Source organism: Variovorax sp. V213 (assembly GCF_041154455.1).
In the GTDB taxonomy this organism is placed as follows: domain Bacteria; phylum Pseudomonadota; class Gammaproteobacteria; order Burkholderiales; family Burkholderiaceae_C; genus Variovorax.
Genome location: NZ_AP028664.1, coordinates 4533410 through 4558309, shown reverse-complemented (window position 1 = coordinate 4558309; position 24900 = coordinate 4533410). Strand labels below are relative to the sequence as shown.

General features: G+C 65.7%; 24 protein-coding genes. 22 read left to right on the top strand and 2 right to left on the bottom strand.

Features of this window, described 5'->3' with window-relative positions; all coding sequences use genetic code 11:
• Positions 1–75: 75 nt before the first annotated feature.
• The 7 genes from mdlC (at position 76) to ACAM55_RS21550 (ending at position 9211) form a co-directional block, all read left to right on the top strand.
• Entirely contained in the window at positions 76–1707 is a 1632-nt protein-coding gene (mdlC, locus tag ACAM55_RS21580) for a benzoylformate decarboxylase (protein WP_369653480.1), read from the top strand.
• A gap of 67 nt (positions 1708–1774) precedes the next feature.
• On the top strand, positions 1775–3223 hold the full coding sequence (locus tag ACAM55_RS21575; RefSeq protein WP_369653479.1) for an aldehyde dehydrogenase: 1449 nt from the start codon (positions 1775–1777) through the stop codon (positions 3221–3223).
• 130 nt (positions 3224–3353) lie between these two features.
• Positions 3354–4331, top strand: coding sequence for a Bug family tripartite tricarboxylate transporter substrate binding protein (locus ACAM55_RS21570; RefSeq protein WP_369653478.1), 978 nt, complete (start codon positions 3354–3356; stop codon positions 4329–4331).
• 10 nt (positions 4332–4341) lie between these two features.
• The gene (gene pobA / locus ACAM55_RS21565; RefSeq protein WP_369653477.1) at positions 4342–5532 is read left to right on the top strand and encodes a 4-hydroxybenzoate 3-monooxygenase; all 1191 of its coding nucleotides are present in this window, start codon (positions 4342–4344) and stop codon (positions 5530–5532) included.
• Positions 5533–5676: 144 nt separating this feature from the next.
• A complete protein-coding gene (locus tag ACAM55_RS21560) occupies positions 5677–7098 on the top strand; it encodes an MFS transporter (protein ID WP_369656448.1) in 1422 nt (473 codons plus the stop codon).
• The gene (locus tag ACAM55_RS21555; protein ID WP_369653476.1) at positions 7095–8018 is read left to right on the top strand and encodes a ketopantoate reductase family protein; all 924 of its coding nucleotides are present in this window, start codon (positions 7095–7097) and stop codon (positions 8016–8018) included. The genes ACAM55_RS21560 and ACAM55_RS21555 overlap by 4 nt, the downstream gene beginning before the upstream one ends.
• Before the next feature lie 47 nt (positions 8019–8065).
• The gene (locus ACAM55_RS21550; RefSeq protein ID WP_369653475.1) at positions 8066–9211 is read left to right on the top strand and encodes an alpha-hydroxy acid oxidase; all 1146 of its coding nucleotides are present in this window, start codon (positions 8066–8068) and stop codon (positions 9209–9211) included.
• Here ACAM55_RS21550 and ACAM55_RS21545 read toward each other — a convergent pair.
• Positions 9200–10186 (bottom strand): helix-turn-helix domain-containing protein, encoded by a 987-nt coding sequence (locus tag ACAM55_RS21545; RefSeq protein WP_369653474.1) that lies wholly within the window; start codon positions 10184–10186, stop codon positions 9200–9202. The two genes, ACAM55_RS21550 and ACAM55_RS21545, sit on opposite strands and share 12 nt — an antisense overlap.
• Positions 10187–10459: 273 nt before the next feature.
• Between ACAM55_RS21545 and ACAM55_RS21540 the strand changes: the two genes are divergently transcribed.
• From ACAM55_RS21540 to gph, 7 genes are all read left to right on the top strand, one after another.
• Positions 10460–11773: an ABC transporter substrate-binding protein gene (locus tag ACAM55_RS21540; RefSeq protein ID WP_369653473.1), complete on the top strand. Its 1314-nt coding sequence runs from the start codon at positions 10460–10462 to the stop codon at positions 11771–11773.
• 9 nt (positions 11774–11782) lie between these two features.
• On the top strand, positions 11783–12526 hold the full coding sequence (locus ACAM55_RS21535) for an ABC transporter ATP-binding protein (protein WP_369653472.1): 744 nt from the start codon (positions 11783–11785) through the stop codon (positions 12524–12526).
• A complete protein-coding gene (locus tag ACAM55_RS21530) occupies positions 12513–13205 on the top strand; it encodes an ABC transporter ATP-binding protein (RefSeq protein WP_319439051.1) in 693 nt (230 codons plus the stop codon). Before ACAM55_RS21535 ends, ACAM55_RS21530 begins: the two co-directional genes overlap by 14 nt.
• A gap of 1 nt (position 13206) precedes the next feature.
• A complete protein-coding gene (locus tag ACAM55_RS21525) occupies positions 13207–14073 on the top strand; it encodes a branched-chain amino acid ABC transporter permease (protein WP_369653471.1) in 867 nt (288 codons plus the stop codon).
• Positions 14070–15071 (top strand): branched-chain amino acid ABC transporter permease, encoded by a 1002-nt coding sequence (locus ACAM55_RS21520; RefSeq protein ID WP_369653470.1) that lies wholly within the window; start codon positions 14070–14072, stop codon positions 15069–15071. The genes ACAM55_RS21525 and ACAM55_RS21520 overlap by 4 nt, the downstream gene beginning before the upstream one ends.
• Before the next feature lie 44 nt (positions 15072–15115).
• Entirely contained in the window at positions 15116–16129 is a 1014-nt protein-coding gene (locus tag ACAM55_RS21515; protein ID WP_369653469.1) for a nitrilase, read from the top strand.
• 271 nt (positions 16130–16400) lie between these two features.
• Entirely contained in the window at positions 16401–17132 is a 732-nt protein-coding gene (gene gph / locus ACAM55_RS21510) for a phosphoglycolate phosphatase (RefSeq protein WP_369653468.1), read from the top strand.
• A 15-nt stretch (positions 17133–17147) separates the two neighbouring features.
• Here the strand turns inward: gph and ACAM55_RS21505 are convergent, their stop codons facing one another.
• Entirely contained in the window at positions 17148–17753 is a 606-nt protein-coding gene (locus tag ACAM55_RS21505; RefSeq protein ID WP_369653467.1) for a chalcone isomerase family protein, read from the bottom strand.
• Between the two features lie 327 nt (positions 17754–18080).
• Between ACAM55_RS21505 and trpE the strand changes: the two genes are divergently transcribed.
• From trpE to ACAM55_RS21465, 8 genes are read left to right on the top strand one after another with little or no spacing between them, the layout of a single operon-like run.
• Positions 18081–19583 carry an anthranilate synthase component I gene (gene trpE / locus ACAM55_RS21500; RefSeq protein ID WP_369656447.1) on the top strand — a complete coding sequence of 501 codons (1503 nt, stop codon included), beginning with the start codon at positions 18081–18083 and terminating at the stop codon, positions 19581–19583.
• Positions 19580–19972: a GxxExxY protein gene (locus tag ACAM55_RS21495; RefSeq protein ID WP_307577471.1), complete on the top strand. Its 393-nt coding sequence runs from the start codon at positions 19580–19582 to the stop codon at positions 19970–19972. The genes trpE and ACAM55_RS21495 overlap by 4 nt, the downstream gene beginning before the upstream one ends.
• Complete coding sequence (locus ACAM55_RS21490; protein WP_369653466.1) at positions 19969–20553, top strand: aminodeoxychorismate/anthranilate synthase component II; 585 nt, start codon at positions 19969–19971, stop codon at positions 20551–20553. The genes ACAM55_RS21495 and ACAM55_RS21490 overlap by 4 nt, the downstream gene beginning before the upstream one ends.
• A 6-nt stretch (positions 20554–20559) precedes the next feature.
• Positions 20560–21618 carry a low-specificity L-threonine aldolase gene (gene ltaE, locus ACAM55_RS21485; RefSeq protein WP_369653465.1) on the top strand — a complete coding sequence of 353 codons (1059 nt, stop codon included), beginning with the start codon at positions 20560–20562 and terminating at the stop codon, positions 21616–21618.
• Between the two features lie 16 nt (positions 21619–21634).
• On the top strand, positions 21635–22297 hold the full coding sequence (locus ACAM55_RS21480; protein WP_369653464.1) for a LysE family translocator: 663 nt from the start codon (positions 21635–21637) through the stop codon (positions 22295–22297).
• Between the two features lie 21 nt (positions 22298–22318).
• On the top strand, positions 22319–23341 hold the full coding sequence (gene trpD / locus ACAM55_RS21475) for an anthranilate phosphoribosyltransferase (protein ID WP_369653463.1): 1023 nt from the start codon (positions 22319–22321) through the stop codon (positions 23339–23341).
• Between the two features lie 29 nt (positions 23342–23370).
• Positions 23371–24171: an indole-3-glycerol phosphate synthase TrpC gene (gene trpC, locus ACAM55_RS21470; protein ID WP_369653462.1), complete on the top strand. Its 801-nt coding sequence runs from the start codon at positions 23371–23373 to the stop codon at positions 24169–24171.
• Positions 24168–24875 (top strand): uracil-DNA glycosylase, encoded by a 708-nt coding sequence (locus tag ACAM55_RS21465; protein ID WP_369653461.1) that lies wholly within the window; start codon positions 24168–24170, stop codon positions 24873–24875. Before trpC ends, ACAM55_RS21465 begins: the two co-directional genes overlap by 4 nt.
• Positions 24876–24900: the final 25 nt, after the last annotated feature.

Below are 24900 nucleotides of genomic sequence, written 5' to 3'. Positions count from 1 at the left end.
GATGGGCGCGCGATTTCACACTCCCGCCATCGAGACAGCATTGCGAGTTCGCGGTGCCCAGCAGGAAAGCACGAAATGACCGGACCCGTACCGCACGCCACTGCCGCGACGCCCGCACAACCCGCCACCGCCGCCAGCACCACCACCGTTCGCGAGGCTGTGTTCGACTTGATGCGTCGCTTCGGAATGACCTCCGTGTTCGCGAATCCGGGGTCGACCGAGCTCCCCATGTTCCGCGACTTCCCCAGTGATTTCCGGTACGTTCTCGGCCTGCAGGAGGCCTGCGTGGTCGGCATGGCGGACGGCTACGCGCAAGCGACTCGGAACGCTTCGTTCGTGAATCTCCACTCGGCTGCCGGCGTGGGCAATGCCATGGGCAACATCTTCACCGCCTTCAAGAACCGCACGCCCATGGTGATCACCGCCGGGCAGCAGGCGCGTTCGATCCTTCCCTTCGACCCGTTCCTGTCTTCGGCCCAGGCCACCGAGCTGCCGAAGCCCTACGTCAAATGGAGCATCGAACCTGCCCGTGCCCAAGACGTGCCGCTGGCGATTGCTCGCGCCTACTACCTGGCCATGATGCCGCCTTGCGGTCCGGTGCTGGTGTCGGTGCCTGTGGACGACTGGGATCAACACACTGATTTGGTTCCGACCCGGGTCGTGAGCACTCGATCGCGCCCGGAGCCCGAGCTCATTGCCCGGATCTCGGCCGCACTGGAAGCAAGCGAGCGCCCGGCATTCGTGGCGGGCGCTGCAACCGACCGAGACGACGCGTGGAACGAAGTCGTTGCATTGGCGGAGGCCCACAACGCCCGTGTGTGGGTGGCTCCGATGTCCGGACGTTGCAGCTTTCCGGAAGACCATCGCCTGTTCGCCGGCTTCCTTCCGGCCATGCGCGAGCGCATCGTCGAACTGCTCGAGGGCCACGATCTCATCCTCGCCATCGGCGCGCCGGCCTTCGCATACCACGTCGAAGGCGCGGGCCCTCATGTGCCTGCCGGCGCCGCCCTCTGCCAGTTGACTGAGGATCCCGACACGGCGGCCTGGGCGCCCGTCGGCATCTCCGCGGTCGGCAGCATCCGTTTGAGCTTGCTCGACCTGCTGGCCCTGCCGCCGAAGAAGACTCGCCCGCTTCCCCCCGCACGAAAGGCCGCGCCGCGCGCAGAGCCGACGCCGTTGATGTCGGTGGCCTACGTGCTGCAGACGCTCGCGGAAGCAAGGAAGCCGGACCACATCGTGGTCGAGGAGGCGCCAAGTGCAAGGCCCGTGATGCAGGCCCACTTGCCGTTCACCCGCAGCGAAGCCTTCTACACGATGGACAGTGGCGGCCTCGGCTACGGCATGCCCGCGTCCGTGGGCGTTGCCTTGGGCAAGCCCGGCAGCCGGGTCATCTGCCTGATCGGCGACGGTTCGAGCATGTACTCCATCCAGGCGCTGTGGAGCGCAGCACAGAACAAGCTGCCGATCACCTTCGTGATCCTGAACAACCGCCGGTACGCCGCACTCCAGGATTTCGCGCCGGTGTTCGGCTTTTCGCCCACCGATGTCGTGCAGGGCACCGAACTGCCCGATCTCGACTTCCAGTCGCTGGCCAAGGGGATGGGATGCGCCGCAGTGCGTGTGACCGACCCGGCCGATCTTCGCAAGGCGCTCGACGAGGCCCTGTTCAGTGACGCGCCCCGCGTCGTGGAGGTCCGGGTCGCCTGACCCCGCCAGTCATTGCCGTTCCAGCGCGCCCACGCATTCTTTCAAACCAACTTACGGAGACAAGCCGATGAAGATTTCGATGTTGATCAATGGCGAGCGCACGGACGCTCGCAACGGCGCAACCTTTGAGCGGCGCAACCCTCTGGACGGCAGCGTGGCAACGACCGCACCCGCGGCCACGACGCAAGACGCCGTTGCCGCGGTGGATGCCGCGGCCGAGGCTTTCAAGACTTGGTCCACCACCGGCCCCGGCGAACGCCGGGCGCTGCTCATGAAGGCTTCGCATGCGCTGGAAGCCAAGGCGGAGGCCTTCGCCGCTGCCGTCGCCGCCGAGACCGGCGCATCGGCTATCTGGGCAGGCTTCAATGTCCACCTGGCGGCGGGCATGCTGCTGGAGGCCGCCTCGCTCACGACCCAGATCAGCGGCGAGGTCATCCCCTCGGATGTGCCGGGCAATCTGGCGATGGCCGTGCGGCAGCCGGCCGGCGTCGTTCTTGGCATTGCTCCCTGGAACGCGCCTGTGATCCTGGCCGTGCGTGCCATCGCGACGCCTCTGGCTTGCGGCAATACCGTCGTTCTCAAGGGCAGCGAAATCTGTCCGGCCACGCATGGGCTGATCGTCGAGGCACTGCAAGAGGTCGGCTTCCCCAAGGGCGTGGTGAACTTCGTGACCAACGCGCCTGCCGACGCCGCTTCGGTCGTCGAAGCAATGGTGGCGCACCCTGCAGTTCGACGCGTCAATTTCACGGGCTCGACCCACGTCGGCAAACTCATCGCCGCCACCTGTGCCAAGTACCTCAAGCCCGTTGTGCTCGAACTCGGCGGCAAGGCCCCTCTGGTCATCCTGGACGATGCCGACGTCGATGCCGCCGTCAACGCAGCGGTGTTCGGTGCATTTGCCAATTCGGGACAGATTTGCATGTCGACCGAACGCGTCGTCGTCGACGAGAGCATCGCCGATGAATTCGTCGCCAAGCTCGGCGCAAGGGCCGCGAGTCTTCCGCTGGGTGACCCACGACTGGGGCCTGTAGTGCTTGGTTCGGTGGTGGACATGGGCACGGTCAACCGCTGCAACGAATTGATCGACGACGCGCTTTCCAAGGGCGCCAAGCTCGTCACCGGCGGCAAGGCGAAAGACACCCTGATGCCCGCGACGCTGCTCGATCACGTCACCTCGGAAATGCGCATCTTCCGGGAGGAGGCTTTCGGCCCTGTGAAAGGCATCGTTCGGGTCAGCGGTGTGGAAGCGGCCGTTGCCTGCGCCAACGACAACGAGTACGGCCTTGCGGCCGCGGTGTTCGGCCGGGATGTGGCGCGAGCCATTCAGGTGGCGGGGCGCATCGAGTCGGGCATCTGCCATGTGAACGGTCCCACCGTCCACGACGAAGCACAGATGCCGTTCGGCGGCGTCAAGGGCAGCGGTATCGGCCGCTTCGGCGGAAAAGCCGGCGTGGAAGCCTTTACCGAACTGCGCTGGCTGACGGTGCAGACCACGCCGCGCCAATACCCCTTCTAGGAAACGCGCAGGCGCACCGGCGTCGTTGTCGGGCGTCATGCCACTGTCCGCAAAGCGCAGAGGTGGACGAGCCGAGGCATGCGGCAGCGAAGCTGCAGCACCCTGATTTTTAAAACTGGAGACAAGAAAAATGAAGTTTGCTTCGATGAACCGCCGGGCTCTCGCCTGCGCCCTGATCGCCATGGGCGCCACGCCTCTCGTGGCGCTCGCACAGGATCAAAAACCGATCGAATGGGTTGTCGGCTATGCCGCCGGCGGCGGCTCCGACACCGTGGCACGAACGATTGCCGAGGAGATGGGCAAGTCGTTGAAGCGCACGATCATCGTGAACAACAAGCCCGGCGCTGCCACGAACATCGCCGCCGATTACGTGGCGAAATCCAAAGACTACGGGAACATCATGTTCACCGCCGACTTCGCCACGCTGGCGGCCAATCCGGCACTGTTCGCCAAGCTGCCCTACGACGCGGAGAAGGACTTCATGCCGGTGGGCATGCTTGCACGATTTCCGCTCTTGCTGGTCGTTCATCCGAGCAACCCCGCCAACAACCTGAAAGAGTTCGTCGCATGGGTCAAGGCCAACCCCAACGGTGCGAGCTTCGCATCGGCGGGTGCCGGCAGCCCCCAGCACCTGGCCGCGGAGCTGTTCAAGGAACGTACCGGTCTCGCGCTGCAGCATGTAGCCTATCGCGGCGGCGCGCCGGCGGTCATCGACCTCGTGGGGGGTCAGATCCCGTTCGCGCTCATGGACAGCGCCACGGTCCAGCAGTACGTGGTGTCGGGCAAGCTCAAGGCGCTCGGCGTGGCCAGCAAGGAACGCCTGAAGAACTTCCCTGACGTTCCCACGCTCTCCGAGCAGGGGCTGACCGGTTTCGATGCATCCGCCTGGCAGGGGCTGGTCGTTCCCAAGGGAACGCCGCCCGAAACCATCGCCACCCTGAACAAGACGCTGCAGGCTGCGCTTGCCTCCACGCCGGTGAAGGCGCGGCTGGAAACCTTGTCGCTCGAAGCACTGCCCGGTACGCCGCAACAGATGACTACCTATGTGCATGCGGAACGCGAGCGATGGGGCGCGCTGATCCGCAAGAACCAGATCCGCCTCGACTGAAAACCACCTCATGAAAACGCAAGTCGCGATCATCGGAGCAGGTCCTGCAGGACTGATGCTCTCCCACATCCTCCACCTCCAGGGCATCGAGTCGATCGTCCTGGAGACGCGCAGCCGCGAGGCGATCGAGGCCACGATCCGCGCGGGCGTGCTGGAACAGGGGACCGTCGATCTCATGAAGGAGATCGGCGCGGGCGCCCGCATGGAACGCGAGGGCTTCCGGCATGAAGGAACGATCCTGCGTTTCGACGGCATCGACCGCCGCATCGATTTTCCGGAGCTGACCGGCGGCAAGGCCGTGATGGTCTATGCGCAGCACGAGGTCATCAAGGACCTGGTGGCGGTGCGCCTGGCATCGGGTGGCGACATCCGGTTCGAAGTGTCGGATGTGAGCCTGCATGGGCTGGACTCCACGTCGCCGAGCGTGCGCTTTCGGCAGCCCGGTGGCGAGCTGCAAACCATCGAGGCCGATTTCATCGCCGGCTGCGACGGCACGCAAGGCGTCAGCCGGCCCTCGATTCCCAAAGGCGTGTTGAAGGGCTTCGAGCGGCTCTATCCGTTCGGCTGGCTCGGCATCCTCTGCAAGGCGCCTCCGTCTTCCGAAGAGCTGATCTACGCACTGAGCGAGCGGGGCTTTGCGCTCGTCAGCACCCGCTCGCCCGAGGTTCAGCGCATGTACCTTCAATGCGAGCCGACGGACAAGATCGAGAACTGGTCGGACGACCGCATCTGGAGCGAGCTCCGCGCTCGCCTGGTCACCCGCGACGGCTGGGCGCCCATCGAAGGCGAGATCTTCAGCAAGACCGTCGTCGGGATGCGCAGCTTCGTGACCGAGCCGATGCAGTACGGCCGTCTTTTCCTGGCAGGGGACGCGGCGCATGTGGTGCCCCCGACCGGGGCGAAAGGTTTGAACCTGGCGGTCGCCGACGTGCGCGTCCTCGCTCGTGCGTTCGCGGAGTTCTACAAGTCGGGCCGTGAAGACCTGCTCGAACGCTACAGCGACATCGCACTGCGGCGCATCTGGAAGGCGCAGCGCTTCTCCTGGTGGATGACCTCGATGCTGCATCGCTTCCCGGGTGCCGACGAATTCCAGCACAAGGTGCAGATCGCGGAACTCGACTACGTCACCGGCTCGCGCGCCGCTTCGACCGCCCTGGCGGAGAACTACGTCGGGCTGCCGTTCGACGAACTCGTCTATTGACTCGTGCACGACCGCTCGCCAAGAAGCGGAAGCAATAAGTCGACCCACCCCTGAGCGCCAGGCAAAGCCGGACGCCCGACCTGGAGACAAGACATGAACCATCACTTCTCTTCGGCGCTCGACGCCGGCTCGCGGGGGGCGCCCATGAACGCCACCACTGCGACCTTCAAGGGCCATGCGGACATCGGCCGGCTGCTGGACGACGGCCCCTACACGACGATGCAGAAGCTCGTGGTCTTCCTGGCCGCTCTCTCGATCGTGATGGATGGATTCGACGGCCAGCTCATCGGGTTCGCGATTCCGTCGATGATCAAGGAGTGGGGCATCACGCGCGAAGCCTTCGTCCCGGCAGTGGCGGCGGGCCTGATCGGCATGGGCATCGGAAGTGCCTGTGCGGGGCTGTTCGCCGATCGCTTCGGCCGCCGGTTGGCCGTCATCGCAAGCGTCTTCCTGTTCGGCGCGGCCACCTGTGCGATCGGCCTCGCGCCCGACGTGCTGACCGTGGCGGTGCTTCGATTCGTTGCCGGCCTGGGCATCGGCGGCGCGCTGCCGAGCTCGACCACGGTCACCGCCGAGTTCACGCCTGCCCGCCGCAGGACGCTTGCCGTGACGGCCACGATTGTCTGCGTGCCCCTCGGCGGCATGCTGGCAGGCCTCTTCGCCGCGGAAGTGCTTCCGGCCTTTGGGTGGCGCGCACTGTTCTTCATCGGCGGTACCTTCCCGATGGCCCTGGCGGTGCTCTTGCTCTTCACGCTGCCGGAGTCGCCGCGGTTCCTCGCCCGCCATCCGGCCCGCTGGGGCGAACTGGGCAGACTGCTTGGACGCATGGGGCGCCCCATGGCTCAGGACGTTACCTACACTGACGCCGCTGAACAAGTCGTCGAAAAGCGCGCCGGCTTCGGCGCACTCTTTTCGAACGGCCTGGCCCGCGACACGCTCGCGACCTGGGCTGCGTTCTTCATGTGCCTGACGGCCGTGTACACCGCCTTCAGCTGGCTGCCGACGATGCTCGCGTCGCAGGGGCTTTCGATGAGCGTCGCCGGTTCGGGACTGACGGCCTACAACCTCGGGGGCGTGATCGGCGCGCTGGCCTGCGCGGTGGCAATTTCTCGCTTCGGATCGCGCTGGCCGCTGGTCCTGTGCTGCGCCGGCGCCGCTGCAAGCGCGTTCGCCCTGCAGACCCTGAACGTTGGAAAGGACACCAGCCTGCTCATCTTCGGATTCGGCGTGCACGGCATGTTCGTGAACGCCGTGCAGTCCACCATGTACGCCCTGTGCGCATTCATGTACCCGACCAGCGTCAGAGCGACGGGGACTGCGTCCGCACTGGCATTCGGGCGCCTCGGCGCCATCCTGAGCGCCTTCGCAGGGGCCGCCGTGATCACGGCGGGCGGGGCCACGGCGTATCTGGCGTTGCTGGGTACGGCGATGTTCTTCGCCATGGTCGCGCTGCTCGTCGTTCGCCGGCACATTCCCAGGCGCGAAGCGCTGTTGCGGCGTGGTCGAGACCAGAGCTTGCCAGGCGTGTTGCCGCTGCAAAGTATTTCGCGGGAGAGGTCATCATGAAGATCTCGATCGTCGGCGCAGGGGCGATGGGGTCGCTGTTCGGTGGCTTGCTCGCCGAGTCGGGCAACGAAGTCACGCTGATCGACGTGAACGACGCGCACATCGGCGCAGTCCGCACCGAGGGGCTTCGCCTGGCGACCGATGGCGGCGATCGGCAGGTCACGGCGCTGAAGGCCGTGCGCCCGGAAGATGCCGTCGGCTTCCCCGATCTGCTCCTGGTATTCACCAAGACGCTGCACACCAGCGCGGCCCTGTCCGGAGTGCGGCATCTGATCGGTCCAGGCGTGCATGTGCTGTCTCTGCAGAACGGCTTGGGCAATATCGAGAAGATCGCCGGGTTCGTGCCGCCGGAGCGCGTCCTGATCGGTGTCACCACATGGCCGGCGGACATGGTCGGCCCCGGCCACGTGCACTCGCACGGCAAGGGCGTCGTGCGGCTCATGGCGGCCGACGGAATCGATCGCCCCTTCGTTTCCGAAGTGACCGAAGTGCTCACGAAGGCCGGGCTCGATTGCACCTCGGACAGCACCGTGTGGGCGGCGATCTGGGAGAAGGTCGCGTTCAACGCCGCACTGAACAGCATCTGCGCCGTATCCGGCTGCACGGTCGACGAACTCGGCAAAGTGCCCGACGGCAGCCGCCTCGCAAACGACGTTGTCACCGAAGTCCTGTCCGTCGCACTGCGCCTGGGCATTGATGTCGATCCCGCCAAATGCTGGGGCAATGTGGCGAGCGCCATCGCCCAACACAAGGGACACAAGCCCTCCATGCTGCAGGACGTGTTGGCCGGCCGCCGTACCGAGGTGGAGAGCATCAACGGCGCCGTCGTGGCGCTGGCCGGCCCCCTGAACATCACGCTGCCTGTCACGGAGACATTGTTGGCTCTCGTGCGCCTTGCGGAAGCGCGCGCCATCGCCTGACGCCGCAATCGATACGAGACACGCGCACCGCCGCTCAGGAAATTCTCATGCTGTTGAACATCGAAGACTATCGACGCAGAGCCCGCGCGGTGCTGCCGCGATTCGTCCATGACTACATCGAAGGATCTGCCGACGATGGCCATTGCATGCGGCGAAACGCGGGTGATCTGTCGTCCATCGAGCTCACGCCGCGCGTGCTGCGCGACACCACGCAGGTCGACACTTCCGTCGAGGTCTTCGGCCGGAAATGGGCGCTGCCCATCGGCATTGCGCCGACTGGGCTCAACGGCCTGGTCCGGCCGGAGGGAGACCGCCTGCTGGCGGCCGCGGCCGCCGATGCGGGCATTCCTTTTTCACTGTCGACCGCTTCCAACATGCGGCTGGAGGATGTACGCGCAGCCGCTCCAGGCGGCGTGCAGTGGATGCAGCTGTACGTCATGCACCGCGAGATGGCGAGCCAGATCGTCGAGCGTGCCCAGAAGGACGGCTACCAGGCGCTGGTGCTGACGGTGGACGTTCCCGTCAGCGGCAACCGAGAACTCGACCTGCGCAACGGGTTCCGCATGCCGTTTCGGCCGACACCCCGCCTGACCTGGGACCTGGTGAGTCACCCCATGTGGTCGCTTCGGATGGCCCCGCGCGGCGCGCCGGACTTTGCCAATCTGACGCCCTCGGGGAGCGGCGCGGGTTCGACCAGCATGCAGGCGGCCTTGCTGGCCCGCGCCATGGACCGGTCGCTCGTCTGGGAATCGCTGGCATGGCTTCGCGGAATGTGGAAGGGACCGCTCCTTCTCAAGGGCGTGCTCCATCCGGACGATGCACGCATGGCGGTCGACCACGGCATCGACGGCCTGATCGTGTCGAACCATGGCGGCCGCCAGAACGATGCGTCTCCCTCGGCGATCTCGGCGCTGCCGCGCGTCGTGAGTGCAGTCGGCGGACGCATTCCCGTGTTCATGGACGGCGGAATCCGCCGTGGTGGCGATGTCGCGAAGGCACTGGCCTTGGGGGCAACGGCTGTGTTCGTGGGCCGGCCCACGCTTTACGGCCTGGCGGTGGGCGGGCAGCAGGGCGCGGCAGCCGTGCTGAAAATCCTGGCTGATGAGCTGGTCCGCGGCATGACCCTGCTCGGTGCCACAACGGTGCGCGATCTGCCGGCTCGCCGGGTGGCGGGTGACGCCTCAGGCGGTTGAAGCGGCGCCGCTTGCGCGGTAGGCGCGGGGCGAGAGGTCGAACCGTTGCCGGAATGCCCGGCTGAAGTGGCTCAGATCGTTGAAGCCGTGCGCCATCGCGATCGCCGAAATACCGAGGCTGGCGCGCGCCGGATCCTGCAGATCGGCCGCCGCGCGCTCCAGGCGTCGGCGCCAGATGTACCGGGTCAACGATGTGTTCTCGGCTTCGAACAACTTGTTGATATAGCGCGGCGACAGATTCAACGCGGTGCTCACCATGGACGTGTCAAGTTCGCACACGTCGAGATGGCGCTCCACGAAGTCCCTCACGCGCATCAATGCGGTGGCCCGGTATTCGGATAGCGGCAGCGGTGAGGCCAGGATGACCTCGTCCAGGGCGGCAGCCAGCAATTCGGTGAAGTTCCTCACCACCTTTTCCGACGCGGCCGGCGGCAGAAGCGAGGCCTGCTTGCTGAAACTGACCAGGTACGCGAAAAGGATCGGGCACATCTGACTCGATTCACCGAGGCTTCTTGCCGTGATGCGATGGATGCTCCCGGCCCGGTGCGCGACGGCCGAACGCGCCAGCTTGATCGTGATGATCTTGAACGTGTCGTCGAATCTGAGCGAGTAGGGGCGCTGTGCGTCGCAGACGGCGCCGTCGCCCGCCCTCAGCACCACGCTTCTTCCATCCTGCTGCGCCATGGCCACGCCCGAGAGCACGAAATTGAAGATCAGCGACTCTTCGCTGGCGCGCGATATGGCCGAAGGCTGGCGCTCGACGCGGTGCGCCGAAGCTTCGATCCGGGCAACGCTCAGCCCCTCGAGGCGCGATCCCTCGACGGAGGCCTCGAAGGCCATGCCGCTCACCGGTCTGCACTCGAGATCGACCAGCGCACGGCACACGACGTCCTGCCAGTAGCCGAATTTGTCGTGCTGATCGAGGCCGGCAGTGGAAGCGAGGATCGAGGTCGATTTGACGGTGGAAGTCGACATGGCGGCCCGCCTTGGGGCTGACGTTGCACTTGCTGGGTGCCCGGGTAGCGCAGGCCCGGTGCATGAGTCCGGATGTCCGGAGTTTGATGGAAATCACGCAAGGTTGATGCCAAGAAAACCCTAGGTCACGCCTCGGTGACGCGCGTGTTTCGGCCCCCGGGCAGGGCCGTTCCAGTCAACTTTTGCGGCCGAGCCAGCAAAGTCGCGCGTGCCGGAAAAAAGCAAAGTTCGGGCAGGCCTTCGCGGAGGGCTGTAACCGCAACGGAGCGCACCTTGAAGACATCCACTTACATGCAGAACGCCAGCTACACGGGCCTCCTCGGCAACCGTCGCCAGCTGCTTCGCGGCGCGGCAGCGCTCGGCGCGGTGGCGGCCCTCGGCCAGGCCGGCAAGGTCTGGGCAGCCGACAAGGACATGATCAAGATCGGCTACATCAGCCCCAAAACGGGGCCTTTCTCTCCCTTCGCCGAGGCCGATGACTTCATCCTCGACCAGGTGCGCAAGTCGCTCGCGGACGGCCTTGTCGTCGGGGGCAGGAAATACAAGGTCGAGATCCTGGCGCGCGACGACCAGAGCAGCCCCGACCGGCAGTCCAACCTGGCGGCCGAGCTCATCAACAAGGAGAACATCGACCTGATGCTGGCGCAGGTGGCGATCGGCCCCAACGCATCGCAGCAATGCGAACTGAACGGCGTGCCCTGCATCTCGACGGTCGGCCCGTGGCAAGCGTGGATGTTCCCGCTCAAGGGCGATCCGGCCAAGGGCTTCAAGAGCGTCTTCCACTTCTTCTGGGGCCTTGAAGACATCTCCGACGTGTATCTGGACATCTGGTCCGCCGTGCCGTCGAACAAGGCGGTGGGATCGGTCTTCAGCAACGACGTGCCGGGCAACGCCATGGGCGACCTGAAGCTCGGCATGCCCGGCGCCTTTGCCAAGGCAGGCTACAAGGTCGTGGACATCGGCCGGTTCCCGGTGGGCGCCGACGATTTTTCCTCCTACATCCAGGCGTTCAAGAAGGACAACGTCGAGATCGTCACCGGCCTGTTCAATCCGCCCGAGTGGGCTTCGTTCGTCAAGCAGTCCGCGCAGATGAACTTCAAGCCGAAGGTCGCGACTGTCGCCAAGGCTCTGCTCTTCCCGGGCGGGGTCGCCGCACTCGGGCCGCGCGCCGACGGCATGTCCACCGAGATCTGGTGGACGCCTGCCTATCCGTTCAAGTCGAGCCTCACCGGCCAGACGGCCAGGCAGTTCGCCGATGCCTACACCGTCGCTACGAAGCGCGAGTGGACCCAGCCGATGGGCGTCGTCCATGCGCTGTTCGAAGCGGGCATCCAGGCGCTCAAGGCCAGCGGCAACCCCAAGGACCCGGTCAAGGTGGCCGACGCCGTGCGCGTGATGAAACACGACACCATCATCGGCAGGCTCGACTTCACGTCGAGCGGCATCAAGAACGTCTCCAAGATGCGTGTCGTCGGCGGCCAGTGGCGGGTGAACGCGGCAGGCAAGCCGGAGCTCTTCATCACGAACAACAAGACGGCGCCGGAGATTCCCGTGCAGCGCAAGTTCGAACTCCTGAAGCTGGGCTGAGGAGCTGCCATGCTGCTCGAACTGCGTGATACAACCAAGCGCTACGGCGACATGGTGATCATCCCGAAGCTCTCGCTTTCCGTCGAGGAGGGCGAATTCATCGGAGTGATCGGCCCCAACGGCGCCGGCAAGAGCACGATGTTCGGGCTCATTTCCGGCAGCACGCGCTGTGACGGCGGCAGCGTCTTTATCGATGGCATGGACGTCACCACGCTGGATGCGGCGCAGCGTTGCCGCGCCGGCATCGGACGCACTTTCCAGATTCCGCAGCCGTTCGAAGGCATGACCGCCTACGAGAACGCCCTGGTCGCCGCGAGCTTCGGCAGCAGTGGGACCGGGAGTGCCGCACAGGCCTTGGCGGTCGATGCGATCGAACGCTGCGGCCTCGCTCCGGTCGCGGACAAGCTGGCAGGCACACTCACGCTGCTTCAGCGAAAGCGCCTCGAGCTCGCGCGTGCGATTGCCACGCAGCCGCGCCTCTTGTTGCTCGACGAGGTGGCCGGGGGCCTGACCGACGGCGAGATGCAGCAATTGCTGCAGCTGATCGTCACGATCCATCAAAGCGGCGTCACCATTCTCTGGATCGAGCACCTTGTGCACGCGCTGGTCTCGGCGGCGGACCGTCTCGTGGTGCTTGCCAGCGGCGCCGTCATCTGCGACGGCGATCCTGGATCGGTCATGGGCGACCAGACCGTGCGGGACACCTACCTCGGCTCCGACATCGGTGAGGAGGTCGACCATGCTGCGCACTGACCGTCTCGATGCGTACTACGGCCTGTTCCAGGCGCTGTTCGGCTTCACGTTCGAGGTCAGGCCAGGCGAAACCGTCGCCCTGATCGGATCGAACGGGGCGGGCAAATCGACGCTGCTTCGTTCGATCGTCGGTTCAGTCCGCACCCGACCGGACGGGGTCCTGCTCGACGGCCGGCCCGTCGGCGGGGAGCCGGAGCGCAAGCAGCTCGATCGCGGCATTGCACTGGTGCCCGAAGGCCGGCGGCTGTTTCCCAGCCTGACGGTCCGCGAAAACCTTCAGCTGGCGATGCGCAACGGCCGCAAGGGGCCGTGGACCGTGGAGCGCCTGATGAAGGAATTTCCGGTGATGGAAGCATTCCAGCACCGTCCGGCGACGGCGTTGTCGGGCGGCCAGCAGCAGCTCGTGGCTCTTTCGCGCGCGCTGGTCTGCAACCCCGACTATCTGCTGTGCGACGAGATCTCGCTGGGACTCTCGCCGGTCGCCGTCAACGAAGTCTATGAACTCCTGGGCCGCGCCCGCAGGGACGGGCTGGCGGTCGTGCTGGTGGAACAGAACGTGAAGCGCGCGCTTTCCGAGTCCGACCGCTTCTATTGCATCCAGAAAGGCCGCGTGGTGCTGGAAGGCAGCTCCGAACACGCGGACCACGCGCAAGTTGCCCAGGCCTACTTTGGAATCTGACATGCAAGCACTACTCGAAACCATCGCAGGCGGGCTGATGCTCGGCGCGCTCTATGCCCTCTTCGGGCTGGGCCTCAGCCTGAGCCTCGGTGTGATGAAGATGATCAACATCGCGCATGGCGACCTGATCGTCCTGGGCGCCTACCTGTGCAGCACGGTGATGCAGCACCTGGGCATCGGTCCGTTCATCTCGTTGCTCGCCGTGGTCCCGGTGATGTTCGTCATCGGCTATGTGCTGCAGAGGGTCCTGCTCAATCGCGTGGTGGGCAGGGGAGCGCTTTCGCCGTTGCTGCTGACCTTCGGGCTCTCGATCGTCCTGCAGAACCTCCTGCAGGAGGTCTATACGGCCGATACGCGCAGCCTCCAGGCCGGCGAGTTCGCCCTGCAGGGATTCGACCTGGGCGGGGTGTCCATAGGCCTGCTGCCGCTCGTCTCGACGTTGATCAGTGTGGGCATCTTCGCGGGCACCAGCTGGTTGATCGGCCACTCGCATCTGGGCCGGCAGGCGCGCGCCGTGGCGGACGACCCCGGCACCGCGCGGCTGGTCGGCGTCAACGACCGCAACTTCTTCGCGCTGGTCACCGGCTTCGTCCTCGCCGTGATCGCGCTGGCGTCGGTGATGTACGGCATCAGAACGCCGTTTTCGCCCACGGCGGGGCCCGAGCGCCTGCTGTACTCGTTCGAGGCCGTTGTGCTTGGCGGCCTCGGCAATGTCTGGGGCACGTTTGTCGGTGGCTTGATCATCGGCGTGGCGCAGCTCCTTGGTGCCAAGGTGTCGTCGGGCCTCGGCCCGTTCTTCGGACACCTCGTCTTCCTGATTGCGTTGCTGGCCCGTCCGCAAGGGCTTTTTGGAAAGGGTTCGCGATGAACTCGATCGCACTGATGAATGGGGCCCGGCCGCGTAAGGCGGGCAGGGCGGCAGTTGGCGTCGTGTTGCTCGCCGTGCTGGGCGCCCTGGCCCTGGCACCGTGGTTCACCAGCTTCGCGACCCAACGTCTCCTCGTGGAAGTCTTCACCGTCTTCGCGATGGCGCTGGCCTGGAACCTGCTCGCAGGCTACGGCGGGCTGGTCGTCGTGGGGCACCAGATGTTTGTCGGCGTGGGGGCCTATGCCCTATTCGCCCTGTCCAACAGGTTGGGAATCAACCCTTGGATCATGCTGCCGCTCGCGACGGCGGCGACCGCACTCTTCGCATTGCTGAGCGCGCTGCCGATGTTTCGGCTCGGCGGCGCGCATTTCGCGGTGGCAACATGGGTGCTCGCGGAGATGCTGCGGATCCTGACGCTCAACAACGAATGGCTGGGCGCAGGGGGCGGCATGCCGCTCGAGGCGCTCGGGAGCTTCGAGCGTTGGACGCGCAACGCGGGTGTCTATTGGTCCGCGCTGATGACCGGGATTGGGGCACTCGTCGTCGCGCGCCTGATGCTCAGGGGCAAGCTGGGCCTGGCGCTGATGAGCGTGAGGGACTCGGAGGCTGCCGCGGCCGCATCCGGCGTTTCGGTTCAGCGGGCCAAGCTCGCGCTGTGGGTCATCGCGGGCTCCATCACCGGCCTCGCGGGCGCCGTGGCCTACATGAACACGCTGCAGGTGACGCCGGATGCGACCTTCTCGCTGAACTGGTCCGCCGCGGCCATCTTCATTGCGGTGCTCGGCGGTATCGGAACGCTGGAGGGCCCCATTCTGGGAACGATCCTCTACTTCCTCCTGCGCGAGTCCTTCGCCAGCTACGGCTCGTGGTACTTCATCGGCCTCGGCTCGCTCGCCATCGCCACCATGGTGTTCGCGCCCGGCGGCGCCTGGAGCCTCGTCACCCGGCGATGGGCCATCGATCCATTCGGCGTGCGGCGCGACATGCCCCGCCGCTGAAACCCGTCCTCTTCAAGCATTCACTCACAGTCAAGGAAATCCAGATGTCCGAAACAGCTTTCAAGGTGGCCGTCGTCCAGGCCGCGCCGGTGTTCCTCGATGCGAAGGCCTCCACGGAAAAAGCCATCGGCCTGATCGCCGAGGCGGGGGCCAACGGCGCGAAGCTCGTGGCGTTTCCTGAGGTGTTCATCCCGGGCTACCCCTGGTGGCTCTGGCTCGGCGCGCCGGCATGGGGGATGCAGTTCGTCTCCAGATACCACGCCAATTCCCTGCGGGTGGACGGGCCGGAGCTGGCGGCAATCGCCGCGGCCGCCAAGAAGTCGGACATCAATGTCGTGATCGGTTTCTCCGAGATCGAGGGCGGATCGCTGTACATCAGTCAGGCGCTCATCAGCGACAAGGGCGAGATGGTGTTCAAGCGTCGCAAGCTGAAGCCCACGCACGTCGAGCGCACCCTGTTCGGTGAAGGGGATGGCACCGACTTCCAGGTCGTCGACACCAGTGTCGGCCGCCTTGGCGCGCTGTGCTGCGCGGAGCACATCCAGCCGCTGTCGAAGTACGCGATGTACTCGATGCACGAGCAGGTGCACGTGGCATCCTGGCCCTCGTTCACCCTGTACCGTGGCAAGGCCTACGCGCTCGGACATGAAGTCAACCTGGCCGCCAGCCAGATCTATGCGCTGGAAGGGGGCTGCTACGTGCTCCACGCGAGCGCGGTCACCGGACAGGACATGTTCGACGCGCTGTGCGACACGCCCGACCGAGTGGCGCTGCTCAATGCCGAAGGCTGCAAGCCGGGCGGCGGCTACTCGATGATCTTCGGACCCGACGGACAACCTCTGGTGCCGCACATGCCTCAGGACCAGGAAGGCCTGCTCTACGCAGACATCGATCTCGCCAACATCGCCGTGGCCAAGGCGGCCTACGACCCATCGGGCCACTACGCTCGCGGCGATGTCGTGCGCCTCATGGTCAACAGGAATCCACGCCGGACCTGCGTCAATTTCGGGGAAGGCGTTACCGACACAGCCCAATGGACAGAAGCAAAGGCCGATTGAGAAAAGGTCGATCCATAGACAGCCCACAGAATGCGCGCGTTTTTGTTGGCCAGTGCGAAACCTGCCTTTGCCAACCGGACTTCTCGCGCAACAGGTGTGCACACCTCGAGATCGGATCATCGTGTCGGTGTGCTGTCATCACCGCTGCCGAGAACTGCGGCAACTGCTGGCATACCTTCGCTTTCTCACCTAGGATTTTCGAATTGTTTGAACTCCATTTTTTGATGGCCAGTAAAGTGCTGGGCTATTTTTCGAACTCTAATTGCTTGTTTTGAACTCTATTAGCTTCGACCCCACCCGCTTCGATGCCGCCATCGTCGATCTCGACGGCACCATGGTCGACACCCTCGGCGATTTCGCGGTGTCGCTGAACCACATGCTCGATGACCTGTCGTTGCCTCCTGTGGCGCCGGCGGCCATTGAAAAAATGGTGGGCAAGGGCTCGGAGCACCTGATTCTTTCGGCACTCGCGCATGTGATGTCTTCGGGCGGCCATGCGCCATCGGGAGGCGCCGCTGCGGAGGCGCTGCAGGCACGGGCGCAAGCGCTTTTCGACCGGGCCTGGGAGCGCTACCAGCACCACTACCTCGCCATCAACGGACAGCACTCGGCGGTGTATCCGGGCGTGGTCGAGGGTCTCAAGGCGCTGCGGTCGCGCGGCCTGCGCCTGGCCTGCCTCACCAACAAGCCGACTTCGTTCGCCAAGCCGCTGCTGGCCGCCAAGGGGCTCGATGGCTTCTTCGAGTTCGCCTTCGGCGGCGATGCCTTCGCCCGCAAGAAGCCGGACCCGCTGCCGCTGGCCAAGACCTGCGAGGCGCTGGGCACCGTTCCTGCGCGCACGCTGATGATCGGCGACTCGAGCAACGACGCCAAGGCCGCACGTGCGGCCGGCTGCCCGGTGCTGCTCGTGACCTACGGCTACAACCATGGCGAGCCGGTGCGCGGCGTGGATGCCGACGGCTTCGTGGATTCGCTCGCCGAACTCGATCGCGCGGCGGCTTGAGCCGGAAGGCCGCGGCTACGGCTGCTTTCCGAGCAGCGCGTCCTTGAGTTTCCAGTCGGCCGGCACGGGGCCGAGCCAGATGCGCAGCAGCGCGTTGAAGAAGGCCTGTTCCTTGATGGGATCGGGCTGCGGCACACCGCGCACGGTGATCACCGTGCCCGTGCCGGGCAGCCAGTCGATCGTGAAGGTGTCGCCGGCCTTGAGCTGCTTCTGGTCGGCGAACATCTGGCCCATGCGCAGCAGCCCCGGAATGAGGTTGACCATTTCGCTCTTGGGCGAGTTTTCTTCCACGCCCTTGGTGAAGAGCTTGCCGAGTTCGTTGGCCTCGATGTCGCGCAGCATGGTGATCGCCACGCGCTTGGGGCCCGGCGCGGCCAGCGCCTCTTCAGGCGTGGAGACTTTCTTGCCCACGTAGAACCCCGCCGTGTAGACCTTGAAGACGGCCTTGTAGCGCACGCCGGCGCCATTGAGCTGCAGGGTGCTGCCGCGCAGGTCGAGGGTGTCGTTCAGCTTGACGCCGGCCACGTCGACCTGCGCGGCCGAGACGCCGAGCACGGCCGAAGCGAAGGCCAGCGCGGCCAGGCGGGAGAACGACAGGGTCGGGAGCGAAGGTGCGGCCAAAGGATCTCCTCGATTTGCGAACGATCGTGCTAATGTATCTTTTCGTTCTACCCCGTTCCCCTCGGGGGAACCCTGAAGCGGGCTGTTGCACGCGGCGGCGTTTTCGTGGGCTAAACTCCACGCTCCATGTTCGTTCATCACATCATTCAAACAGGTGAAGGCAGCCGGGGAGCCTGGCCCTGGCGTCGCCATACATCGCTGACTGTTTGATTGCACGGCGCACGCCGTGCGCCCGCGGTACCGGATCGGTCATCGACTCCGGACCACCAGTGAATGACCTTGCCACCGGCCGAACTCGAGCGCCGGAGGCAATTGGAGAACGAATCCGTGATCACCGAACTTGAATTCAAGAGCCTCAGCGCCCAGGGCTACAACCGCATTCCGCTGATGGCCGAGGCCTTTGCCGACCTCGAAACGCCTCTTTCCCTCTATCTCAAGCTGGCCCATTCGCAGGGCGGCGGCAAGCACAGCTTCCTGCTCGAATCGGTGGTGGGCGGCGAGCGCTTCGGGCGCTACAGCTTCATCGGACTGCCGGCGCGGACCTTGCTGCGCGCGTCGGGCTTCGGCGCCGAAGCCGTGACCGAGGTGGTGACCGACGGCCAAGTGGTCGAGACCGCCGCGGGCAATCCGCTGGACTTCATCGCCGAATACCAGAAGCGCTTCAAGGTGGCGCTGCGGCCCGGCCTGCCGCGCTTCTGCGGCGGCCTTGCCGGCTACTTCGGCTACGACACGGTGCGCCACATCGAACGTAAGCTCGAAAAAAGCTGCCCGCCCGATGCGCTGGGCTGCCCCGACATCCTGCTGCTGCAGTGCGAAGAGCTGGCCGTCATCGACAACCTCTCGGGCAAGCTCTACCTGATCGTCTATGCCGATCCAAAGCAGCCCGAGGCCTATGCGGCGGGCAAGCGCCGCCTGCGCGAGCTGAAGGAAAAGCTCAAGTATTCGGTGAGTGCACCCGTCGTCAAGCCGACGCAGCCCCATCCGCCCGAGCGCAGCTTTGCCAAGGCCGACTATCTTGCGGCCGTGGAGCGCGCCAAGGAAATGATCGCCGCCGGCGACTTCATGCAGGTGCAGGTGGGGCAGCGCATCAGCAAGCGCTATACCGAGTCGCCGCTGTCGCTGTACCGCGCGCTGCGTTCGCTGAATCCGTCGCCCTACATGTACTACTACCACCTGGGCGATTTCCACGTGGTGGGGGCCTCGCCCGAAATCCTGGTGCGCCAGGAGAACACCGGCGAGGGCGAGCAGAAGATCACCATCCGCCCGCTGGCGGGCACGCGCCCGCGCGGCGCCTCGCTGGAGCTCGACAAGGCGGCCGAGGTGGAACTCATCAACGACCCGAAGGAGCGCGCCGAGCACGTGATGCTGATCGACCTCGCGCGCAACGACATCGGCCGCATCGCCAAGACCGGCACCGTGAAGGTGACCGAGGCCTTCGCGGTCGAGCGCTACAGCCACGTGATGCACATCGTGAGCAACGTCGAAGGCACGCTGAAAGACGGCATGACCGCCATCGACGTGCTCAAGGCCACGTTCCCGGCCGGCACGCTGACCGGCGCGCCCAAGGTGCACGCGATGGAACTCATCGACCAGCTGGAGCCCACCAAGCGCGGCCTCTACGGCGGTGCCTGCGGCTACATCAGCTATGCGGGCGACATGGACGTGGCCATCGCCATCCGCACCGGCATCGTGAAAGACCAGATGCTGCACGTGCAGGCCGCGGCCGGCGTGGTCGCCGATTCGGTGCCCGAGCTGGAGTGGAAAGAAACGGAAGCCAAGGCGCGCGCACTGCTGCGCGCCGCCGAACTGGTCGAGGAGGGGCTGGAATGAGCAACGTACCGGACATCCAGAACGATTTCTCGCACGAAATCATCGGCGCCGCCGTCGAGGTTCAGCGCGTGCTTGGCACGGGCCTGAGTGAAGACGCCTACGCCGCGGCACTGGCCATCGAACTCGCCGAGCGCGAGATCGGCTTTGCGCAGGGCGTGGCGCTGTCGGCCAGCTACAAGGGCCGTTCTCTCGGCGAGGTGTACCGCGCGGGCTTCGTGGTCGAGCAATCGGTCATCGTCGAGCTCAAGGCGGTCGACGTGCTGACCGACCTGCACCGCGCGCAGGTGCTTGCCGCGCTGAGGCTCTCGGGCCTCAAGCTGGGCCTTTTGATCAACTTCAACGTGTTCCCCGTCGTCAAGGGCGTGCACCGGATTGTGAGCAAGCCATGAAACTGCTGATGATCGACAACTACGATTCCTTCACCTACAACATCGTCCAGTACCTGGGCGAGCTGGGTGCGGACGTGCAGGTGCACCGCAATGACGAGATTACGGTGGCGCAGATCGGCGAGCTGATCGCTTTGGGCGTCACGCGGCTCGTGGTGTCGCCAGGGCCTTGCTCGCCGGCGGAAGCGGGCGTTTCGGTGGCGGCCATCAAGGAATTCGCGGGCAAGCTGCCCATTCTTGGCGTGTGCCTGGGCCACCAGGCCATCGGCGCGGCCTTCGGCGGCAGGATCGTGCGCGCGCAACAGCTCATGCATGGCAAGACCAGCGAGATCACGACCACGCAAGAAGGCGTGTTCGCGGGGCTGCCCGAGAAGTTCACCGTCAACCGGTATCACTCGCTCTCGATCGAGCGCGAAAGCTGCCCGAAGGAATTGGCGATCACCGCCTGGACCGACGACGGCGAGATCATGGGCGTGCGGCATACCGGCTTTGCGCATGACGTGCGCATCGAGGGCGTGCAGTTCCATCCCGAATCGATCCTGACCGAGCACGGCCACGCGATGCTCAAGAACTTTCTGGACTGAACCGCCATGACAGACCGCTCTTCCATCGTCGATCTGCGCAGCGACACCGTCACGCAGCCCACCCCGGCGATGCGCGAGGCCATGATGGCGGCGCCGCTCGGCGACGACGTCTTCGGCACCGACCCGAGCGTCAACGCGCTGCAGGAAAAGATCGCTGCGCTGCTGGGCTTCGAGGCGGCGCTGTTCGTGCCGACCGGCACACAGAGCAACCTGTGCGCGATCCTCTCGCACTGCGGGCGGGGCGATGAATACATCGTCGGCCAGCAGGCGCATTGCTACCGCTGGGAAGGCGGCGGCGCGGCGGTGTTCGGCAGCGTGCAGCCGCAGCCGCTCGACCATGCGCCCGACGGCACGCTGCCGCTCGCGCAGATCGAGGCGGCCATCAAGCCCGACGACGCGCACTTCGCGCGTACGCGGCTGCTGGCGCTGGAGAACACGCTGGGCGGCAGGCTGCTGCCTTTTGAATACGTGCAGGCCGCGACCGATCTGGCCAGGAGCAAGGGGCTGCAGCGGCACCTGGACGGGGCTCGCCTCTTCAACGCTGCAACGGCGCAGGCGGCGCTGAACAAGCGCCGCGACATCCGCGCCGAAGCACGCCGCATCGCGCAGTGCTTCGACAGCGTCTCGGTCTGCTTCAGCAAAGGCCTGGGCGCACCCATCGGCTCGGCGCTGCTCGGTTCGCGCGAGTTCATCGCGCGGGCGCACCGCATCCGCAAGATGGCGGGCGGCGGCATGCGGCAGGCCGGGCTGCTTGCCGCGGCGGCTTCGCATGCGCTCGACCACCACGTCGACCGGCTGGCTGAAGACCATGCACTGGCCCGGCGACTGGCAGAGGGGCTCGAAGGCATCGAGGGCCTGCAGGTCGAGGCGCCGCACACGAACATCGTGTTCGTCGATCTCGCGGGTGCGGCGCAGGCGCGTTCTTCGCAGCTGCTGGCGCACCTGAACCAGCAGGGCATTCTTGCGACCGGGCTCTATCGCCTGCGTTTCGTGACGCACCTCGATGTCGATGCGGCCGGTGTCGATCGAGCGGTCGCTGCCATTCGCGGTTTCTTCAACGCCTGACGCGAAGGAGTCCGCGATGCCCGATCTTCCGCATCTGCTTGCTTTCATCGCTGCAGGCTGGCTGCTGAACCTGACGCCGGGGCCCGACGTGCTCTACATCGTGGCGAACTCGCTGCGCTCCGGCGTGCGCGCCGGCACCGTCGCCGGGCTCGGCATCACCGCCGGCTGCTTCGTTCACATCTTCGCCGCCGCAGTCGGCGTGGGCACCCTGATGGCCACGTCTGCGGCGGCCTTCACGGTGCTCAAGTACGTCGGCGCGGCCTATCTGCTCTACCTGGGCGTGCGCATGGTGCTGTCTCGCGCGGCGCCGCCTGCCGACCTGGGCAAGGCGGCGGCCGCGGTGAGCGGGGAACGCAGCCTCAAGGCGATCTTCCTCGGCGGCTTCTGGACGAACGTGCTCAACCCCAAGGTCGCGTTGTTCTTCCTGGCTTTCGTGCCGCAGTTCATCGCGCCTGGCGCGGACAACAAGGCCCTGTATTTCGTGCTGCTGGGCGTGCTGTTCAACCTCAACGCGATACCCGTCAACGTGGGTTGGGCCGTGGCGGCTGGCTGGATGGCGCGCCGCGGCGCCGTGCAAAAAGGCATGCACTGGCTCGATCGCGCAGCGGGCGTCCTCTTCATCGGCTTCGGCCTCAAGCTTGCGTTCACGGACGCGCCGGCGGTTCGCGCCGGACACTGACAAACTCCCAGGAGACTTCCCATGATCACTCCCCAGGAAGCGCTGCAGCGCACCATCGAACACCGCGAGGTCTTCCACGACGAAATGCTGCACATCGTGCGGCTCATCATGAGCGGCGAGTGCTCGCCCGTGATGATGGCGGCGCTGATCACCGGCCTGCGCGTCAAGAAGGAAACCATCGGCGAAATCACGGCGGCCGCGCAGGTGATGCGCGAGGTGTCGACCAAGGTGCCGGTGAAGGACACCACGCATCTGGTCGACATCGTCGGTACCGGTGGCGACGGTTCGCACACCTTCAACATCTCGACCTGCTCGATGTTCGTCGCGGCCGCGGCCGGTGCCAAGGTGAGCAAGCACGGCGGCCGCAGTGTGTCGAGCAAGTCGGGCAGCGCCGACGTGCTGGAGTCGCTCGGGGTCAACATCAACCTGCAGCCGGAGCAGATCGCGCGCTCCATCGAGCAGGTGGGCATCGGCTTCATGTTTGCGCCCAACCACCATCCGGCCATGAAGAACGTTGCGCCGGTGCGGAAGGAGTTGGGCATCAAGACCATCTTCAACATCCTCGGACCGCTGACCAATCCGGCCGGCGCGCCGAACATCCTGATGGGGGTGTTCCACCCCGACCTGGTCGGCATCCAGGTGCGCGCGCTGCAGCGCCTGGGCACCGAGCACGCCATGGTGGTGTACGGCCGCGACGGCATGGACGAAATCTCGCTCGGCGCCGCCACCATGGTGGGCGAGCTCAAGGACGGCGAGATCCGCGAGTACGAGCTGCACCCCGAGGACTTCGGCTTTTCCATGTCGAGCAATCGCGCGCTGCGCGTGGAAACGCCCGAGCAATCGAAGGCCATGCTGCTGGGGGTGCTCGACAATCAGTCCGGCCCGGCGCTGGACATCGTGCTGCTCAACGCCGGCGCGGCGCTGTATGCGGCCAACGTGGTCGATTCGATAGCCGCGGGCATCGAGCGCGCGCGCGAGGCGATTGCATCTGGCGCCGCGCGGGCCAAGCTGGCCGAGCTGGTCAAGGCCTCCACGGCCGTTTGAGCCGCTACAGATTGGTGGGAACACAGAACATGTCCGATATCCTCGACAAGATCATTGCCGTCAAGCGGCAGGAAATTGCTGCGGCGCAAAAAAGAAGCCCGCTCGAAGCGGTGCGCTTCGACGCCGAGAGCCGTGTGCTGACGCGCGATTTCGAAGGGGCGCTGCGCGCCAAGATTGCCGCCGGCCACGCTGCGGTGATCGCCGAGGTCAAGAAGGCCAGCCCTAGCAAGGGCGTGCTGCGAGAAGACTTCATTCCGGCCGACATTGCCCAGAGCTATGCGGAGGGCGACGGCGAGATCAGCGCCGCTTGCCTTTCGGTGCTGACCGACAAGCAGTTTTTCCAGGGCAGCGTCGACTATCTCAAGCAGGCGCGCGCCTCGTGCGACCTGCCGGTGCTGCGCAAGGACTTCATCGTCGACGCTTATCAGGTGTACGAATCGCGTGCGATGGGCGCCGATGCCGTCCTGTTGATTGCCGCTTGCCTCGATGACGCGCAGATGAAGGACTACGAAGCCATCGCACGAGGGCTCGGCATGGCGGTGCTGGTCGAAGTGCACGACGCGGCCGAACTCGACCGTGCGCTCAAGCTCAAGACTCCGCTGATCGGTGTGAATAACCGCAATTTGCGCAACTTCGAGGTGTCGATCCAGGCCACCATCGACCTGCTGCCCAAGCTGCCAGCCGATCGGCTGGCCGTGACCGAATCCGGCATTGCCACGCGCGAAGACGTGGCCACGCTGCGCGCCGCGGGCGTCCACGCCTTCCTGGTGGGCGAGGCCTTCATGCGTGCCAAGGAACCCGGCGAGGCGCTCGCTGCATTGTTCAAATGAACCGGCCGGACCAGCTATCGAGCGGCGATCCTGCCGACTGGCCCGTGGCGCCAGGCTGGCAGCCGCTGGTCGACGAGTTTTTCGGCAGCGTCGTGGGGCAGAAGCTGCTGGGCTTCCTGCGCGAGCGCCTCGATGCCGGCGCAGTGATCTTTCCGCCGCAACCGCTGCGGGCGCTGGAGCTGACGCCGCCCGAGGACGTGCGTGTCGTCATCCTGGGGCAGGACCCGTACCACGGACGGGGCCAGGCGGAGGGTCTGGCGTTCTCGGTGGCGCCCGGCGTGGCGCTGCCGCCATCGCTGCGCAACATCTTCAAGGAACTCCAGCGCGACCTAGGAACGCCGCCGCCGCCATTCCCGAATCCGGGCGGCAGTCTGGTGAAATGGGCGACCCGCGGTGTGCTGCTGCTCAACACCTGCCTCACGGTGGAAGAGGGGCAGCCGGCCAGCCATTCGGGCCGTGGCTGGGAAGTGCTGACCGATGCGGTCATCCGCCATGTATCGGACGGCGAGAAACCTGTTGTTTTTATGCTCTGGGGCTCGCATGCTCAAAGTAAGCGTGCGTTGATCGATATTGGACGCCATAAGGTGCTGATGTCGAATCATCCGTCGCCGCTTTCCGCGTTGCGCCCGCCCGTTCCCTTCATCGGCTGCGGTCATTTCGGCGAGGCGCGTGCGTGGCGGGAGGCGCGCCAGGCGGGCGGCTGAATTCGCGGATAATCCTTGCAGTTCC

Bases quoted from the DNA above. Each gene is read 5' to 3' on its own strand.
- mdlC (WP_369653480.1), top strand. From the start codon at position 76: ATGACCGGACCCGTACCGCACGCCACTGCCGCGACGCCCGCACAACCC.
- ACAM55_RS21575 (WP_369653479.1), top strand. From the start codon at position 1,775: ATGAAGATTTCGATGTTGATCAATGGCGAGCGCACGGACGCTCGCAAC.
- ACAM55_RS21570 (WP_369653478.1), top strand. From the start codon at position 3,354: ATGAAGTTTGCTTCGATGAACCGCCGGGCTCTCGCCTGCGCCCTGATC.
- pobA (WP_369653477.1), top strand. From the start codon at position 4,342: ATGAAAACGCAAGTCGCGATCATCGGAGCAGGTCCTGCAGGACTGATG.
- ACAM55_RS21560 (WP_369656448.1), top strand. From the start codon at position 5,677: ATGAACGCCACCACTGCGACCTTCAAGGGCCATGCGGACATCGGCCGG.
- ACAM55_RS21555 (WP_369653476.1), top strand. From the start codon at position 7,095: ATGAAGATCTCGATCGTCGGCGCAGGGGCGATGGGGTCGCTGTTCGGT.
- ACAM55_RS21550 (WP_369653475.1), top strand. From the start codon at position 8,066: ATGCTGTTGAACATCGAAGACTATCGACGCAGAGCCCGCGCGGTGCTG.
- ACAM55_RS21545 (WP_369653474.1), bottom strand. From the start codon at position 10,186: ATGTCGACTTCCACCGTCAAATCGACCTCGATCCTCGCTTCCACTGCC.
- ACAM55_RS21535 (WP_369653472.1), top strand. From the start codon at position 11,783: ATGCTGCTCGAACTGCGTGATACAACCAAGCGCTACGGCGACATGGTG.
- ACAM55_RS21530 (WP_319439051.1), top strand. From the start codon at position 12,513: ATGCTGCGCACTGACCGTCTCGATGCGTACTACGGCCTGTTCCAGGCG.
- ACAM55_RS21525 (WP_369653471.1), top strand. From the start codon at position 13,207: ATGCAAGCACTACTCGAAACCATCGCAGGCGGGCTGATGCTCGGCGCG.
- ACAM55_RS21520 (WP_369653470.1), top strand. From the start codon at position 14,070: ATGAACTCGATCGCACTGATGAATGGGGCCCGGCCGCGTAAGGCGGGC.
- ACAM55_RS21515 (WP_369653469.1), top strand. From the start codon at position 15,116: ATGTCCGAAACAGCTTTCAAGGTGGCCGTCGTCCAGGCCGCGCCGGTG.
- ACAM55_RS21495 (WP_307577471.1), top strand. From the start codon at position 19,580: ATGAGCAACGTACCGGACATCCAGAACGATTTCTCGCACGAAATCATC.
- ACAM55_RS21490 (WP_369653466.1), top strand. From the start codon at position 19,969: ATGAAACTGCTGATGATCGACAACTACGATTCCTTCACCTACAACATC.
- ltaE (WP_369653465.1), top strand. From the start codon at position 20,560: ATGACAGACCGCTCTTCCATCGTCGATCTGCGCAGCGACACCGTCACG.
- ACAM55_RS21480 (WP_369653464.1), top strand. From the start codon at position 21,635: ATGCCCGATCTTCCGCATCTGCTTGCTTTCATCGCTGCAGGCTGGCTG.
- trpD (WP_369653463.1), top strand. From the start codon at position 22,319: ATGATCACTCCCCAGGAAGCGCTGCAGCGCACCATCGAACACCGCGAG.
- trpC (WP_369653462.1), top strand. From the start codon at position 23,371: ATGTCCGATATCCTCGACAAGATCATTGCCGTCAAGCGGCAGGAAATT.
- ACAM55_RS21465 (WP_369653461.1), top strand. From the start codon at position 24,168: ATGAACCGGCCGGACCAGCTATCGAGCGGCGATCCTGCCGACTGGCCC.